This is a genomic window from Porphyromonas sp. COT-239 OH1446 (assembly GCF_000768875.1).
Classification (GTDB): Bacteria; Bacteroidota; Bacteroidia; order Bacteroidales; family Porphyromonadaceae; genus Porphyromonas.
Genome location: NZ_JRAO01000003.1, coordinates 33,048 through 50,269 on the forward strand (window position 1 = coordinate 33,048; position 17,222 = coordinate 50,269).

Below are 17,222 nucleotides of genomic sequence, written 5' to 3' on the forward strand. Positions count from 1 at the left end.
TGCTTGCTCCGATTAGCTAACGAGATCAATCTATATCATGAAACCTCGCAGACAAATCGCTAGCGCAAAGATAATCTTTTATCCCCAAATCCCGCTCTTAAAAAGGCGGTCTGTCTACGCCGCAACGAGATCTTATAGACCTACCTTTTGCCCAAGACATGTCCCCAAGAGAGAGAATGAGGCCCTTGAACGAGGCACCATCGAGAGCCCACATATCCCATGATCTAACCCTAGCTAGAGGCCCTACTAGAGTCGAGATGATATTCCTATCTAGGCCTCGATCGAGACATAAGTAGGAGCTCGAGTGAGAACCTATCTAGCGGCTTAGTCGAGCTGCTATCGAGATCTCAGCCACACAGGGCACAGCACATCAAGCTCTAAGAGCAATGCCCACCAAGAGGCATCAGATACACGACCTCCCCACCCTATCTCTTATCTCGGACGCAGAGGGCTAAATGAGCCAAGGGGGTAGCGAATGTATTCGCTACCCCCTTGGACTCCTAGTCAATATGAAACGAAGCCTATTTCAGCTCCAACTCCTCGATCAGACGAGGACACTTGCCCCAACGCTCGATCACGAAGAGGACATAGCGAATGTCCACCGAGATAGTACGCTGCAGAGCAGGCTCGAACTCAATATCTCCACTCATGGCTTCCCAGTTTCCGTCGAAGGCAAGACCGATCACACGACCATCACGGTCGAAGACTGGACTACCAGAATTCCCCCCCGTAATATCATTGTTCGAGAGGAAGGCAACTTGCAACTTCTTGGTCTGCTTGTCTACCCAACGACCCCAGTCTCCCTTCTTGAGCAACTCAACGAACTCAGGCTTGAGGTCAAACTCTACAGAGCCTGGCTTGTACTTTTCAAGAATGCCTCGAGGCGAAGTGAAGTAGCTGTATCGAACAGCATCCGAGGGGCTATAGCCTTTGATACTACCGTAGCTGAGACGCATGGTGAAGTTAGCATCGCTAGGCATCTGACGCTCGGGATTCATCTGCTGGCGACCAGCGAAGTAGAGGCGATCACCCCAACTAAGATCCTCATCATACTTCCTCAAACGGCTGCGCACCTCGTGAGAGAGATCGGAGGCAGAGGCTGAGAGCTTCATAGCAGGGTCTGAGTTCAGCTGCTCGATTGTAAGTGAACCGCTCTTGAGCCCCTCTATAACCTTATTTTCGTAGGGGACGATACTATTCTTGAAGACATACTCGGCATAGGCCTCAGTATTGCCAGCAAATTCGCTATCAATCTGAGCGAAGATCACCTTAGCTTCCTCAGCAGTCAGATACTTGCGCAGGACGTCGAGCATCGCAGGCAGCACCTTCCTATCCAGTGAGGGGAGGTAGTCCTTATAGGTCTTTTGTAGAGCTTCTATGGCCGAGGATAGCTGCTCACCCTTCAAGCCAATAGCATACCTCACTCGGGCAGCTAGAGGGGCTACCTCTGTGCCACCACGCATCAGAGTCTCGTTGAGAGCCATCAGCTTGCGTCTGTCAGCACCACGGCCCTTGTAGGCCTGCTCTAGACGGGGGAGCACCTCAGCATAGGCACTGCCAGCGGCTGTCTTCGTCCAGGCAGCGAATTCGGCCTCCTCGGCACGCTTGCGGTCGAGGACACGCAGCCTCTCGAGGCCACGGTTCATCCCGATGGAGTTCTTCCAGTAGTTGGAGCTGCGGGCATACTTGTCCGAGTACTTGATGCGGGTTGCCTGATCTGCATCCATGGCCTTACGCCAAATGGCCTGCTTAACGCCTCGGGCATCGATCATCACAGCATTCTCATTCTCCATACGGTTCTCGATACCCCATGAGGGGATGTATCGCTCTGTAGATCCTGGGAAGCCAATAGTCATGGCATAGTCGCCTGCATGGTATCCCTCGGCCGAGACAGTTGCACTATAGAGAGGACGGTAGGGGACGTTGTCCTTGTGGTAGAGCGAGGGCTTATTGTCCTTGCTAGCGTAGACACGGAAGACTGAGAAGTCGCCCGTATGACGAGGCCACATCCAATTGTCCGTATCACCGCCGAACTTACCAATGGAGCTGGGAGGGGCAAAGACCATGCGAACATCCTTAAACACATCGTAGGTAATCATGTAATATTTGTTCCCCGCATAGTAGGGCACAATAATTACCTCCTTATGTTCGTTCTTAAGACGCTTGTTCTCCTTCTTGATCATCTGATCCATGATCTTGGAGATTTGGCTCAGACGCTCCATTTCACTCTTAGGCTTGCGGAGCTTGGCCTCGATAGCAGCCGTTACGTCCTGCGTAGCACTGAGGTACTTGACTGTAAGCCCTTCGATAGGGAGCTCCTCACGAAACGAGTGGGAGACAAAGCCGTCCCGGAGGTAGTCATGATCGACAGAGGATTGGCTTTGGATAGCACTATAGCCACAGTGGTGATTGGTCATGATCAGCCCTTGTTTAGAGACCGTTACCCCTGTACAGCCACGACCAAAGATCACGACTGAGTTGGCTACACTTGGTTTGTCCAGGCTGTAGAGCGAGTCGGGAGCAAGGCGGAAGCCCAGCTCTTTCATCTGCTCTAGGTTGGCTTTGTTGAGCTCATTGAGTAGCCACATCCCCTTGTCGGCATGGGCTGTAAGTCCTCCGAAGGCAAGCACTGCGCCGAGCATGAGGGACTTTTTGATAGAAAAGGCCATAAGCATTGGTTTATTGAATATTCACTAATTTTGGATACGGCCTCACACGTAATAGAGGCACAGATCCGAGGACAAAGATAAAAAAATCACACCACAAGCATTTCATTCTGTTTCATTAGATCTCAACCTCAATATGAACACAGCGAACACAAACTTCCCCCGTCGACGTAGGCTTGGCCTCGTTTGGCTTCTATTACTCTACCTTCCTCTACTGACCATAGAGGCGCAGACTCGTATCTCGGGCAGGGTTACCAGTAGCGAGGATGGCTCTCCCATCCCCCATGCAGGCATATACTTAACCCGCCTCAAGTCAGGTAGTGTATGCAGCGATACGGGGGACTTCTCCATCCTCATTCCCCCAGGCAGGCATGAGATCGAGATCAGATCGGTAGGCTACCACACCCAACGCTTCACCCTAGAGGTTGCAGACCAGGAGCTCTCTGGGCTCAGCTACCAGCTTCGCCCACAGGTCTACCAGCTCAACGAACTCAAAGTTGAGGGTGTACGAGGTAAGGAAGATCCTGCCTACCCCATTATGCGTCGGGTGATGTACCGAGTTCCTCTCTACAGACGGATGATCAAGAGCTACGAACTAGAGGCCTTCCTCCGAGGGACAACATGGGTAGACAAGGTGGCTTCGTTTGCCAAGGGCATTCGCATCGGCGAGGGAGAGGTTCGGCTGAAAGACCTCGTCGGGAAAACCTTCGTCGATGAAATGCACATGCGTCTAAACTATGAAGCTCCCCAAAGCTACAAGCAGCATATCTTCGCCAGGAGATCCTCTAGCCCCAAGGAGTTTGGGATGGATTTGGGTGGGGAGGGCGGACTAGCCCATCTCATCAGACAAAGTCCCTACGAGGGTCTAGCCACAGAGAGGATGGCAAACATCCTCAGCCCCATCACCCCAGAGGCCTACAACATATACCGCTATCGCCTCAGAGGACGTACCCTCGAGCAGGAACAGGTTGTTTACCACATCGACTTCGAGATCCGGGACTCGAGTAAGGACGAGGTGAGCGGTTCGCTCGAGATCATAGGCGACAGCTGGGCACTACGCAGAATATCGCTTAGACACAAGCAGCCTCTAGGCATCTACCAAGAGATTCAGTACAATCTCTCCGAAATCGAGCCTGGGATCATGATGCCGACGACCTATTCGCAGTACATCACAGCGAACCTATTGGGTTTCAAAGCAGGAGGAAAGTTCTTCGGCTCGGTCAAGTACTCCAAGATCGTCTTGAGTGAGGAGGGCAAGCGGGTACAAGAGCTCCTCAAAGGAGGAGCGCCCAAGATCAAGGAGCTCACGAGTAAGCGTTTGAGGCAGCACGAGAGAGAGGTTGCCTCGCGACATAGCCCCGCCCTAGAACAAGGGGTGAAACGCTTCGAGATCAAGCCCGAGGAGGACTCAGTGGTCAAGATCAGTCGAGATAGTCTAGCCACACAGCGGGATAGCCTCTATTGGCAGCGTATCAGCCCCATCCCGATGCAGCGGGCAGAGCTACAGAGCTTCGCCCAGAGAGACTCTATCGATGAAGCCATTCGCCGTAGGCCAGGGCATAGGAGTGTCAGCCAAGACGATAGCACTGCCTCTAGAGAGCTAAGGCTCCTCTACCCCAGCATCATGGGCGGCACAATATACGGAGGCCCTCAGTATAGACTATCCATGAGGGAGGGCCTCGCCAATCATCTCCTATCCCACTACAATTCGGTCAATGCCCTAACACTAGGCGGCACGCTCGAGCTGAGCCGATCTCGACACAAGAGCACCCTTTGGCAACTACAGACAGGCTTAGGCTATTCGCTGAGCAAATATACCTGGGACTGGCACACACGCCTCATCCTCTATCCTGACAATAAACACAATGCTTGGCTTTCCCTCTCCACAGGCGATCAGATCGTCGAGCTTGGACTACGGCGCAAGGGATACAGCAGCCTCCTCAACGCTAGTTACACCGCTATAGATGGCCGAAGTGTAGCAGAGCTTTACAGGGAGAGACACCTCATGCTCGAGGGTGGATGGCTACCATCCAAGTACCTCAAGGTGGCTATGGGCATCGGCCTCGAAGAGGCCCATCGGGCAGAAATGCGACACCTCAAGGGCATCACAAGCAGCTTCGTGGGCAACTTCGGCTCTTGGGATGGAGCGCAAGGGCTTGCCCCCTCGGGATCTCACTACGCTCCCATCACTCCGGGCTCTGTGGCCCACCTCTACCTCTCTGCCGAGTGGAATCCGACTCCTTACCATAGGGTGCATAGCAATGGGGTTACGAGCTACGTCTCGGCGGGGACGCATAGCCCACTGATAGCTGCCAGTCTCGAGGGGGCACGCAGCACCTCGGGTGAGGTAAGCGACTACCTCTTGCTTCGCCTGAGGATCAAGCAACGCCTACAGCTGGCTCGACACACGAGCAAGTACCTGAACTACTACGCACAGCTCAACACCTATCTATGGCGAGAACGCCTAGCCCGACAGCATCAGATCTACCTGCATGGCAGCGGAGGGCTCGTCCAAAGCAATGCCCATCAAAGCACTTTCTACACGCTCGCCCCATACAGCACAGCCACAGAGGATCTCTTCGCCCAAGCAGGGCTATCGTATGAGGCTAGTCGCATCCTGATCAACTACCTCAAGCTCCCTCTGCTCAGACTCTCTCGAGAGGAGCTATCACTCAAGGCCTACTATGGTCTAGGGGGGCGGCCCTACCTAGAGGCTGGCTACTCGATCACCTTTGGCCCCTTGGCTCGCCTAGGCTTCTATTATGGGCGCAGCCTAGTGGGAGAGGGGCAGGGGGCTAGCCTAGTGCTCAACTTCGACCTCTAGACCCTAGGGGATAATGCTTCGAGGGCGGTGAAGTTGAGACTTCACCGCCCTCGATCTTTTCGGATCAATCTCGTCCGAGGACTAAAGATGCTTGTCCAGTGTAGCCTGGTAAGTCTGCTTGCTCTGTGCTCCCACAAGCTTATCTACTACCTGGCCACCCTTGATGAAGAGAACTGTAGGGATGTTACGGATGCCGAAGCGTCCTGGCAGATCGCTATTGGCGTCTACATCGCACTTACCTACGATGGCTCGGCCTTCGTTTTCCTTAGCCAACTCTTCGATGATAGGGCCTACCATCATGCAAGGGCCACACCAGGTAGCCCAAAAGTCTACTACGATCAGCTTGCCCTCGGAAGCGAGGGACTCAAAGTTCTGGTCTGTGATTGTCAGTGCCATTGTTAAACTGTTTAAGATGTTATTATTTAGTTGATAATTACTCTACTTCGCATCGAACTCGATCCCCCTCTGCTGACAAAAGCTTAGGAGCTCTGCTGTGGGGGAGACACAAGCCTCGTCGTAGGCAAACGAGAGAGCTCTATGCTGTGGCTTGTCTACGACTTGTATAGATAACATTGCACTACCTCTATTGTTCGACAAGACCTCCTCTAGCTCCTCAACGAGCTCATGGGATAGGCTCTCGAGGGGGATGGAGAGATCGACCTTGCTGATCAAGGTGTCCTTGACCTCGGGCAGCAACTCAATCTGATGCACAGCAAGCTCTAGATCTCCTGGAGAATAGGGGCGAGAGACGATCGCCCCTCGTATGAGAACGAAGAGACCCTCCTTGAAGTAAGGGGCAAGGCGTAGATAGTTGTCGCTAAAGAGGGAGAATTCAAATACCCCCGTCATGTCCTCGACACTTAGGCGGCCAAAGGGTTGCCCCTTCTTCGTCAGCCCCTGGTAGGCCTTGGCAACGACGCCACCAGCGATCACCGACTTGCCCTCGCCAAGCGCATATATATTGCTCAGATCGGTGGCATTGGCCGTACAATAATGGCTCAGGATAACCGAATATGGAGCTAGAGGACTAGAGGAGAGGTAAAGCCCGACAAGCTCTCGCTCTCGGTTCAATAGCTCGATCTCTGACAGTGGTTCTTTGACCAGTGGAGGGAGGGGGCGAGGGAGCTGTAGGGCTTCCTCCTCTTGGCCGAAGAGCGAGGACTCCTGAACTTCTCTCTCGCGCCTCAGGGTATCTCCATAACGGATCAACGCCCCGAGGAAGGTCTCCTCTCGTCCGTCTGACATGGGTTGAAAATATACCTCTCGGGCAATGCCCAGGCTGTCGAAGCCCCCTGCGTAGATGAGGGCCTCAAGAGTCTTCTTATTGCATAGGGAAAGGTTTACTCGCTCAAAAAAGTTGTAGATATCGGTATACACCCCTCCCTCATCTCGGCAACGGATAATCTCCTCGATGCCCGAAGATCCGGTTCCTTTGACTCCATTCAAACCGAAGCGAATATCCCCCGAGGCATTGACGGAGAACTTCTCTCGAGACTCGTTCACGTCAGGCACTAGTACTCGAATATTGAGAGCCTTGCACTCGTCCATCAGCTTCGTGATCTCGACGATATTGCTGAGGTTTCGACTCAGAGCACCAGCCATGTACTCCGAGGGGTAATTGGCCTTGAGGTAAGCTGTCTGATAGGCCACCCAGCTGTAGCAGGTAGCATGGCTCTTGTTGAAGGCGTAGCTGGCGAACTTCGCCCAGTCGGCCCAGATCTTCTCCAGTGTAGCGACAGGATGACCATTGGCCTTTCCCCCCTCGACGAACTTAGTCCTCAGAGCAGCCATCTTGTCCTCGAGCTTCTTACCCATCGCCTTACGCAAGTTATCGGACTCGCCACGGGTGAAGCCAGCGATCTCACGAGAGAGGAGCATGACCTGCTCTTGGTACACCGTAATCCCATAGGTATCGTGAAGATAACGCTCCATACAGGGCAGGTCGTAGGTAATCGGAGATCGGCCATGCTTGCGGGCTACGAACTCAGGGATATAGTCTAGTGGGCCAGGGCGATAGAGCGCACTCATGGCGATGAGGTCAGCGAAAGTTGTGGGCTGAAGCTCACGTAGGTAGCGTTGCATCCCGACCGACTCGAACTGGAAAGTGCCCACTGTACGTCCCTGGCTATAGAGCTCGTAGGTCTTGGGGTCATCCAGCGGGATATGGTCAATATCCAGGTCGATGCCATGACGTTGCTTGATGTTGGCCAGGGTCTCCTTGAGGATGGATAGGGTCTTGAGACCGAGGAAGTCCATCTTGATCAACCCAGTCTCCTCGATCACAGAACCTTCGTACTGGGTTACGAGCAGATCCTCTCCTCCGTCCTTATCCTTGGCTGTACTGATGGGGACGATGTCGCTGATGGGTGTCTTGCCGATGATGATCCCGCAGGCATGCACTCCTGTATTGCGGACATTGCCCTCAAGGGCCTGAGCATACTTGAGGGTTTCACTCAGCAGGGGGTTCGAGCTCAGAGAGGCTTGCTTGAGCTCGGGAACGTACTCGATAGCCTCTTTGAGGGTAACCTTCTTCACTTCGGGGATCTTGTCTGGGATAAGCTTAGCCAGGCGATCGCTCTCTCGGAGCTCGAGCCCCTGCACTCGGGCCACGTCTCGTATCGAGCTCTTGGTGGCCATCGTACCATAAGTAATGATGTGTGCCACACGCTCCTTGCCATACTTCTCCGTTACCCAACGAAGGATATCGGCCCGTCCGTCATCGTCGAAGTCAATATCAATATCAGGCATCGAGATACGGTCAGGGTTGAGGAAACGCTCAAAGAGCAAGTCATACTTGATCGGGTCAATATCCGTAATATTGAGGCAATAGGCTACGGCCGAGCCTGCGGCCGAGCCTCGCCCAGGGCCTACGAAGACTCCCATGGCTCGAGCCGCTGCAATGAAGTCCTGTACGATGAGAAAGTAACCAGGGAAGCCCATCTTGCGGATCGTCTCAAGCTCGAAGTCTATACGCTCGCAAAGCTCAGGCGTCATACCCTGCTCGGTATATTTGCGCTTAGCCCCCTCGTAGGTCAGGTGGCGCAGGTAGGCATCCGCATCCTCGAAGCCATCGGGTATGGGGAAGTCGGGCATTAGAGCCTCATGGTCGATGCTATAGAGCTCGACCTTGTCAAGGATCTCTAGCGTATTGGTCAAGACCTCGGGGATGTCGGAGAAGATAGCATTCATCTCCGCTGTCGTCTTGAGCCACTCCTGCTTGGAGTAAACCATGCGGTTACGGTCATTGACATCCTTGCCCGTACTGAGGCAGATGAGTCGGTCGTGCGCCTCTGCATCCTCTTCATTGACGAAGTGGCAGTCATTGGTAGCAATGACCTTGACCCCGAGTCGCTCTCCTAGCTCGAGGATGACACGATTGACGCGAACCTGCTCCTCATACACGGTCATATTCCCCCGAGGATTGTTCGTTTGATGACGCTGTACCTCCAGGTAAAAGTCGTCCCCGAAGAGGTCCTTAAACCATAAGATACTCTCCTCGGCTGCGGCAATATTGCCAGCCATGATGTGCTGTGGGATCTCTCCTCCAAGGCAAGCCGTCGAGACAATAATGCCTTCATGATAACGCTCTAGAAGCTCCTTGTCAATGCGTGGACGCTGGTAATAGCCCTCAGTCCAGGAGATCGAGACCATCTTGATCAGGTTGCGATATCCGACCTCATTCTTTGCCAAGAGGACGATGTGCCAGCCACTATAGTCCACTGGACGATTCGGTTTATAAGGATCGGGGACTTTGGCATCCTTGTCATGGCGAGTGCGACGAGCGCAATAAGCCTCACAGCCCAGGATCGGTTTGAAGGGGTATCGACCCTCGAGGGCCTCGAGCTTGGGGCGCAGATCGACAAGGAGAGCCGCAGCCTTCGGATTGGCTTCGGCGGCCTCAAGCTCTTGAATCTTGGAACGCAAGGTCTTGATCTCAGAGGCTAGAGCTTTATTCTTACCATTGACATAGTTATAAAATTCTTTGATGCCGTACATAGCTCCGTGATCAGTCAGAGCTATGCCACGCATCCCGTCGCCCATAGCTTTATCCACCAATTTGGGGATAGAGGCTTGGCCGTCGAGCAAGGAATATTGGGAGTGAACGTGTAGATGTACAAAGGGTTGCATAAGTATATCCAAAGAGATGTAGGCACAAAGATAATCATTCACACTCAACCTCCGTCCACCCGCGATCAATATAGGTAGCACCTCGACTGAGCTCTCGGAGGCATTGAGAGTGAGCTCTCAGGGAGTCCTCCGCAGAGGTCTAAGTAGGATCTCCATGGAGATCTAGATAGGATCTCACTCGAGGCCTAAATAGGATCGAAGGAGAGATCCTATCTAGGTCGCATGAGTGGTAGATAGGATCTCGAAGGGGCTCTAGGGGACTAAATCTCGGGACGAAACAGTTGGAGAAGTAAAGAGAGTTCTATATATTTGCATGGCAAAACCAATAACTGACGGTCGCTACCACACGGCACTCATGCAATATATTCGTCCACGATACAAAGCTCTCGCTCGCATCATGCTTGGGGTACTGCTGCTCTTGCACTGCTCCTACCTGGTGCACTATGCCTCGCACCATAGCTGTGCTCAGGCAGAGGTTGCGACGGACGAGGCAGCAGCGGAGGACTATACTCACTGCGTACTGTGCGATTTAGGGATCCTCAACATAGTTTCTACACCTGCCCGAGCGGTCTTCGTCTCAACTTTCTATGCGCTGTTGCTCTCTATCCTGCTTCCCATAGTTGCGAGAGAGCGATCAGCTGTGCCCAACACACACCCAGCCCTTAGGGCTCCCCCAAGCCTATAAGCTCGCTCTAACAGTATCACACTACGTCCCTCGTTGTAGGTTGGCGTAGAGTACTTTAGTGTGCATCCTTGATCAAAAACACTATTTCATACTCATATACATTAAACTAATGTCTTACTCTTCGTTTAGACATTGGCTATTGGTAATCGCCCTACTATGCGGCTACCCTCTTCGTGCACAGAGCTCTGCTCCAGAGCCCCGTCTCCTGCTCATAGAGGATGCTGAGAGCGGTGAAGCCATAGTCGGTGTACGCATCTTAGTGGGCAAGATCTCGTACTTGACAGGTCTTGAAGGGACTATCGACCTCAATCGAATCAAAGGCCTAAGCCCCAGCACCAGGCTAGAGATTAGCTCCATTGGCTATCGTAGTCTGATCATCAGGCATAGTGAGCTTAAGCGCACAGGCAAAATCTATCGAGTACGCCTACATCCCGATGTCCGAGAGCTCTCGACACTAACAGTTAATGCCGATCGCAAGTCGGTCAGTGTAAACGCTGTGAGCCGTCAAGTCGGCGCAAACGAGATTGCTCGATCCATGGGTAGCTCCCTAGCTGCTATCCTCCAAGAAGTAAGCGGTGTAAGTATGCTTCAAAATGGGACTACAGTCGCCAAACCTATCATCCAAGGAATGTATGGCAACCGCATCCTGATCGTTAATAATGGCGTGAGACAGTCGGGACAACAGTGGGGCGACGATCATGCCCCCGAACTCGACATGAGTAGCAGCCACTCAATCCAAGTGGTCAAGGGGGCAGATGCTGTACGCTACGGGGCAGAAGCCCTCGGGGGAATCATCCTCATGGAGCAGAAGCGTCTACCCTACGGAGTTAAGAGTGTTCGAGGGAGTCTCGGGACACTCTATGCGACTAATGGACGCCGCAGCAGTAGTATGGCCTCGGTAGAGGGCTCTCTATTAGGAGGAGAATGGGCTTATCGCCTGCAAGGATCATACACCAATGCTGGAGACCGCTCTACCGCTCGCTACATCCTCAACAATACGGGGGTAAGGGAGCAGAACTTCTCCACCCTACTCGGCTGGAAGCGCAAGGCTTGGGAGGTAGAGCTCCTCTATAGCCGTTACGATAGCCGGGGCGGCATCTTGCGTTCGGCCCAGCTACGCAATAGGGATCAGATGGCCGAGTTGCTAAGCATTGGACAGCCACTGACTTTCACTCCCTTCTCTCGAAAGATTGACTATCCCTACCATCATGTCATACATCACACTGCCACACTTAAGGCGAACCATAAGGCTTCTTGGGGTAAGCTATACGCTCAGAGCTCTTGGCAGCGAGACGAACGTAAGGAGTATGCCATAAGACGCAACAACAATTCGCACTTCCCTACTCTCGCACTAAATCTCACCTCACTACAGCAGCTCTTGCGTTGGGAACATAGCTATGCTACCTCATGGCAGACAGAGGCTGGTGGACACTACACCTACACGAACAACTACAACACGCCTGGCACAGGGGTTGTACCTGTAATCCCCAATTATGTAGATTACACGCTTGGTTTCTTCGGCGTACAGAAGTACCAACGTCGCCTTTGGGGAGCAGAATTGGGTTTGCGTGTAGACCATCAGCGTATGAAAGCTTTGGGCTACGACATCTTCGGAGATTTGTATGGTGGGCCACACCAGTTCACAAATATCACCTATAGCCTTGGGGGACATTATCGTTTGGGTGAGTACTGGCGACTCACGACTAATCTAGGTCTAGCCTGGCGAGCCCCACATGTGCACGAACTCTACAGCCAAGGGCAGCAGCACGGCTCTGCCACATACGTCATCGGCAAGCCCGACCTCAAGAGTGAATTAAGCCACAAATGGATCACCTCTCTGAGCTACCAAAGCCATAGAGTACGTCTGCAACTCGACGCTTATCTACAGTGGATAGATGGGTATATCTACGATGAACCAACGAAAGAGATCCGTACTACAATATCGGGCGACTATCCTGTGTTCTTGTTCCAGCAACGAGATGCATTCTTTCGAGGGGTCGATCTAGACCTCTCGCTCGATCTCATCGCAGATCTATCGTATCGTATTGTCGGATCGATGGTGTGGGCTAATGAGCGTAATACAGGGCGTTACTTCCCTTATATCCCTGCACTCAGGGTCGATCAAGAGGTGGGGTGGCGGCCGAGCTTAGGCTCCTCAACCTCCTCCTTTGAGCTATCGGTGAAGCATCGCTTCGTAGACAAACAAAGACGCTTCGACCCCGAGACAGACCTCACGAATAGCCCCCCAGCCTACCATCTAGTAGGCCTCGAAGCCAGCTACAGCTGGCTGATAGGCAAGAGGCAAGAGCTAGAGCTTGCCTTATCAAGCGACAACCTCCTAAACAAACAATATAAGGACTACACCAACAGAGCAAGATACTACTCGCACGATGCAGGTAGAGACGTTCGCTTGTCTCTGCGGTGGACTTTCTAATCACGTTCATTATAATAATCGATAACTAACTCTAAAAAACTAAAAACAGATGAAGAGAACCAATCTTCTCCTCCCACTAGCCACGCTCGGCATCATGGGAATGCTTCTCGGGTTATCATCATGTAACCCTGAGAAACCTGTAGATCAGCGCAAAGACAAGAAGCACGAGAACCCTCAACAGGCAGTCTACACACTCATCGAGGGAGAGCTAAGTGCAGAGGCCTTTGCAGGTAATCCAGCAATCAAGGATGTGAAGCTCAAAGAGGAAACGAAGCAGATCATTCGCTTCTCCGACAGCAAGACCAAGGGCTGGGCAGTCGAAGACAACAGTCCCAACAAACAGTTCAAGGTCAAGAGCAGCCTCAGCTCTCCCAACACAGTATATGTGCTACTCGTAGACTACTATAGCCCTTCGGGAGCGCACATGAATAATCAGTTCATTGACAACGGCCAAGACCGAATCCATCAGCACTTCTTCTCTATGTACAACAAGAGCAAGCTCCTAGTGCGCAACCCCAAGTCATTACCCTATGGATACCGCTATGCCGATACCACTCCATGGAACGAGGCTAATGGCCGTCTTACAGGTAAGGAGAATCCTATTGGCTTCAAGGGGATCATCAACTTCACTAAGGACAACGTGCGCTTCAATCTCAATATAGATCTGCTGCATGGCTTCGTTCCCAAAGACAAGTTTGGGCTTGCCCCCTTTTGGGCTCCAAGCGGAGAGCTACGTACCAACAGTGATATGGATGTAGCAGTCAAACTACCTATCTACGTGGGAGAGGCAAGCGAAAACCTCAATATGGATGCCAATGCACCCTCCCCCAATCCAGAAAATCCTTCTAAACCTGATAATCCCAGCACACCAGGAGAGGCTACCAAGGCCTTGAACAAGCTCAATGTAAAGCGTATCCACATGAATTTCTTCATGGGGCACCTACACTCCATGACTTCCTTCCACTATGTTCCAGGGCCAACAAACATCAAAAGTCCCTACTTAAAACTGGAACAGGAGATAGACCTAGAATACCAGGACGGCAAATGGGTAACGACAGCCAAGAGCAAAGGCAACAAGATCCTAGCCATCGAGTCTGTACTCGAAGCCTCTCCATACAATAAAGAAACGAAGCTGCCAGCACCGGTCTATGGATGCTGGATACGCTACTACAACGAAGCAGACCAAGAGATTACCGATCAGATTGCCTCTGGAAATAACTATCAGCATTTCTTCATCGCCAGCAATGTTAAGGGGATTTTGGACGATCCACTGACAGGGGAGACGGAGAATACCCAAGACCTCATCAAGTACATCTACAGAGACACTACACCTTGGGACAAGAGTGGAGATAAGGATAGGAATACTAAGTTCAACGATGCTGCGAACCCCATAGGCCATAAGGGTTTCTTCCACTTTCCCAAAAGCAAGAGATCTTTCGATATGGTGATCGAGCTTTGGGATGTGAAGAATGCCAAGGTAGACCCCAACACAGGCAAAGCATCACCATATTACCAGCCAAGTGAACATCTTCGTAAGCATGGTGAGGCAGTACTTCGCTTCTCTATCCCCATTTATGTACCAACATCTAGAAAAGTTATAGAAAAGATCCCTGCCGATGTGGATGAAGAGGATCTACCCAACTTCAAGATAGAGGAGCTCGGAGCTCTTGAGCAGAAGGCTCTCAAGTACATCATGGAACTCCTCGGACTCTCTTGGGAGGAGATCAAAAATGATCTTTATAACCGTAGCTGGGGTGAGCGCGGAGATGAAGGTGCTGGGGCTTGGTTCTAAGCCTCTCGAGGCCTAGAGACTGATTACTCTCAGAGATCTTTAGGCTCAGACCTCGATCGAGAAAGAATGAGCGGCAATGTCGGATTGTTCCGTCATTGCCGCTCATCATTTCTCCTACAGCTGCCCCATGCCTGTAGGCGAGGAATGATATTACCTAGAGAGAGATTAGAGTCTTAGAGTGGATCGACATCGTAGTCGATGCGCACACGAGAGAGCTCAGGATACTGGCGACGAAGCATAGCCTCTGCTTCCAGCATAGCCTCCCGCTCCTGTCGATACGATACCTGGTAGGGACGTCTGAGCATAATCCGCCGGAGGTATTGCCCATCAATTCGCCCCACATATGGTCTCTGAGCCTCGAAGACCTCGGTATGCTCCAATAGCCTCCTCAAGAGGCAAACTAGAGTAATCCCCGCCGCCTCGACGAGTGTCTCGTCGAAGCTATGCAGATGAATGTACGTTAGTCTAGTAAAAGGGGGAAAGCCCAAAAGCTGACGCTCCGAGAGGATACTCTTGATAAAATCATCATAGGCCTCATGTCTCAGGCTCTCGATGAAGGGATTGAGCGGATTGGTCGTTTGGATGAGCATACGCATCGGCTCATCCATCCCTGAGCGGGCCGATACAGCCCTCATACGCAACTGGTAAAGAAGCTGAAAGGCTCTCTCATCAGCCCTGAAGTCAGGGAAGCCCAAGATCGTCTCGAGCTGTACGATCGCGATGAGACCGAGATTGTCCCAAATGGGTTGGCCCTTGATGAGCTGTGTCCCGATCACTATATCCACCTCTCCTGAAGCTATTTGGTCGCTGATCTCTCGGATGCGCTTGGCACTCTGTAGGCTTACACTATCTATCCTAAGGATATGCTCTCGTCCCCAAAGTGTGCAGGCCTCCTCCTCTACCCGCTCACTACCATACCCCACGAGACGTAATGCGGGCTGAGAACCATACGATGTCTCTACTGTGGTAGCCGAGCAGCTAGGGCAGCTCGTGGGCAAGACACGGCTATAACCGCAGTAGGAGCAGCTCAGTCGCCCCAGGGATTGATAGTAGTGCATACTGACATCGCACGAGTGGCAACGGATGCGCTCTCCACACTGGGCACAGACGATATGTGGGGCATAGCCTTTTCGGTTCTGCAGGAGCAGGGAGCGTTGCCCTTTGGACAACTGTTCATTGACCTCACACTGCATCCTTCGGGAGATAATCTGCCCGTAACGCATGCTCCTCTTATCTCGTTCGGCCGAGAGATCGATGACCTCTATAGAGCATCTACTCTGCCCATCATCAAGACTAGAGCGTGGGGTGTGGATGAGCCCATACTTGCCTCGTAGCGTATTAAAGAGCACCTCTGCAGAGGGTGTCTCAGAAGTCAAGACGACAGGGCAAGCCCGACGTACACCCAACCACACCGCAACATCACGGGCATGGAAACGAGGGGCTACATGCTGCTGTTTGTACAGATATTCATGTTCCTCGTCTACAATGATCAAGCCAAGGCGAGATAGGGGGAGAAAGAGTGCGCTGCGATTGCCCACAACCAAGGAGGGCTCTGTCTCTCGGGCTAGGCGCAAATACACCTCGACTCGTACCTCTTCACTGACCATGGTGTGGTAATGGTAAACCCTATGCAGGCTACAAGCTGCCTCGAGTCGAGAAATGAATCGAGCAGCACTTGGCCCTCCATAGGCAGAGGGCGAGAGCAGGAGTGCCTGCTCACCTCGCTCGAGGCATTGGACAACGAGCGAGGCAATGAGCTGCTCTTTGTATTCGACCTCGTGTGCATAGATGAGGGTTACCGCTTTATCGAGCTTCGGTGGGGGCAGTAACTCCTCGTTCGGACGGATTGCGAGGGCTGTAGAGGCTGCATCCAGTCGACTGATCTCCTCCTCCTCGGTGATGAGGCAGCCTCGCTTGATCAAAGCCGTGATCAGAGCTCCTCGAGAAGGCTCTGACGCCTGAACTTCTCTGCGAGGCAGAGGGGATGTCCATCCTCTCTCAGCAAATAGATCCAATAGCTCTGCCATGAGGGCTTGTTGCTTGGGGGCACGACTGAGGGTAGAGAGGAGTGCATCATGCTTCTCTTCGTCCATCCACTCCTCAGGCAGGCGTAGCACCCTTTGTCTGCGAACCTTATAGCTCGAACGTACAACCTCCTCCGTGTAGATAGCCCCGATCTCGGTGAGTAGGGTACACAGACGGCTTAGATCTGCCCTACCGAGGCGTTGCTGTAAAGCCTTGAGGCTTAGTGATCGCTTAGGCTCTTGATGCAGCTGATCTAGGAAGAGGTACTCCTGCTCGCTCAGAGGTGTTTGCGCCTCGAAGTCTTCGCAGGCATATACCACCGTTGAGCTCTCTGGTAGCAGTGCTCGGGGCATAGCTGTACGCAGCACCGAACCGAGGCTACAGCAATAGTACTCGGCGACCCAAGCCCACTGCTCGATCATCTGCTCCGAAACGATGGGCTCTTCGTCGAGGATCTCATCAATGCTTTTGAGCTTATTCTCAGCCAATCCCAGTGGTAGAGAGGCCTCTACAGAGCGGATAATCCCCGTATAAAAACGCTTCGAACCAAACGAGACTACCGCCCGACAACCAACGAGCCCTCGACCTCGCAGTCGAAGGCTCGCCGAGAGACGATAGTGATACCGCTCACGAAGGTCCAGAGGAAGAATTACCTCGACATACATACT

At 52.6% G+C, this 17,222-nt stretch carries 8 protein-coding genes; 4 read left to right on the forward strand and 4 right to left on the reverse strand.

Features of this window, described 5'->3' with window-relative positions; all coding sequences use genetic code 11:
• Positions 1-521 precede the first annotated feature (521 nt).
• A complete protein-coding gene (locus HQ37_RS00260) occupies positions 522-2,669 on the reverse strand; it encodes a S46 family peptidase (protein ID WP_081951699.1) in 2,148 nt (715 codons plus the stop codon).
• Positions 2,670-2,802: 133 nt separating this feature from the next.
• Here HQ37_RS00260 and HQ37_RS00265 point away from each other — a divergent pair, with 133 nt between their 5' ends.
• Positions 2,803-5,490 (forward strand): DUF5686 and carboxypeptidase regulatory-like domain-containing protein, encoded by a 2,688-nt coding sequence (locus tag HQ37_RS00265; RefSeq protein WP_036878647.1) that lies wholly within the window; start codon positions 2,803-2,805, stop codon positions 5,488-5,490.
• Positions 5,491-5,571: 81 nt separating this feature from the next.
• Here the strand turns inward: HQ37_RS00265 and trxA are convergent, their stop codons facing one another.
• Together trxA and dnaE are read right to left on the reverse strand one after the other, a co-directional pair.
• Positions 5,572-5,886 (reverse strand): thioredoxin, encoded by a 315-nt coding sequence (trxA, locus tag HQ37_RS00270; RefSeq protein WP_036878648.1) that lies wholly within the window; start codon positions 5,884-5,886, stop codon positions 5,572-5,574.
• Positions 5,887-5,928: 42 nt separating this feature from the next.
• Positions 5,929-9,618: a DNA polymerase III subunit alpha gene (gene dnaE / locus HQ37_RS00275; protein WP_036878649.1), complete on the reverse strand. Its 3,690-nt coding sequence runs from the start codon at positions 9,616-9,618 to the stop codon at positions 5,929-5,931.
• Between the two features lie 313 nt (positions 9,619-9,931).
• Here dnaE and HQ37_RS00280 point away from each other — a divergent pair, with 313 nt between their 5' ends.
• The 3 genes from HQ37_RS00280 to HQ37_RS00290 all read left to right on the forward strand — a co-directional run bounded on the left by HQ37_RS00280 (position 9,932) and on the right by HQ37_RS00290 (position 14,529).
• Positions 9,932-10,303 carry a hypothetical protein gene (locus tag HQ37_RS00280; RefSeq protein ID WP_152566736.1) on the forward strand — a complete coding sequence of 124 codons (372 nt, stop codon included), beginning with the start codon at positions 9,932-9,934 and terminating at the stop codon, positions 10,301-10,303.
• Positions 10,304-10,412: 109 nt separating this feature from the next.
• Positions 10,413-12,737 carry a TonB-dependent receptor gene (locus HQ37_RS00285; RefSeq protein ID WP_036878654.1) on the forward strand — a complete coding sequence of 775 codons (2,325 nt, stop codon included), beginning with the start codon at positions 10,413-10,415 and terminating at the stop codon, positions 12,735-12,737.
• 49 nt (positions 12,738-12,786) lie between these two features.
• Positions 12,787-14,529 (forward strand): hypothetical protein, encoded by a 1,743-nt coding sequence (locus HQ37_RS00290; RefSeq protein ID WP_036878657.1) that lies wholly within the window; start codon positions 12,787-12,789, stop codon positions 14,527-14,529.
• Positions 14,530-14,702: 173 nt separating this feature from the next.
• Here the strand turns inward: HQ37_RS00290 and priA are convergent, their stop codons facing one another.
• Positions 14,703-17,219 (reverse strand): primosomal protein N', encoded by a 2,517-nt coding sequence (gene priA / locus HQ37_RS00295; RefSeq protein WP_036878916.1) that lies wholly within the window; start codon positions 17,217-17,219, stop codon positions 14,703-14,705.
• Between the last annotated feature and the right edge of the window lie 3 nt (positions 17,220-17,222).

Coding starts and splice junctions, on each gene's coding strand:
- HQ37_RS00260 (WP_081951699.1), bottom strand. CDS start 2,669: ATGGCCTTTTCTATCAAAAAGTCCCTCATGCTCGGCGCAGTGCTTGCC.
- HQ37_RS00265 (WP_036878647.1), top strand. CDS start 2,803: ATGAACACAGCGAACACAAACTTCCCCCGTCGACGTAGGCTTGGCCTC.
- trxA (WP_036878648.1), bottom strand. CDS start 5,886: ATGGCACTGACAATCACAGACCAGAACTTTGAGTCCCTCGCTTCCGAG.
- dnaE (WP_036878649.1), bottom strand. CDS start 9,618: ATGCAACCCTTTGTACATCTACACGTTCACTCCCAATATTCCTTGCTC.
- HQ37_RS00280 (WP_152566736.1), top strand. CDS start 9,932: ATGGCAAAACCAATAACTGACGGTCGCTACCACACGGCACTCATGCAA.
- HQ37_RS00285 (WP_036878654.1), top strand. CDS start 10,413: ATGTCTTACTCTTCGTTTAGACATTGGCTATTGGTAATCGCCCTACTA.
- HQ37_RS00290 (WP_036878657.1), top strand. CDS start 12,787: ATGAAGAGAACCAATCTTCTCCTCCCACTAGCCACGCTCGGCATCATG.
- priA (WP_036878916.1), bottom strand. CDS start 17,219: ATGTATGTCGAGGTAATTCTTCCTCTGGACCTTCGTGAGCGGTATCAC.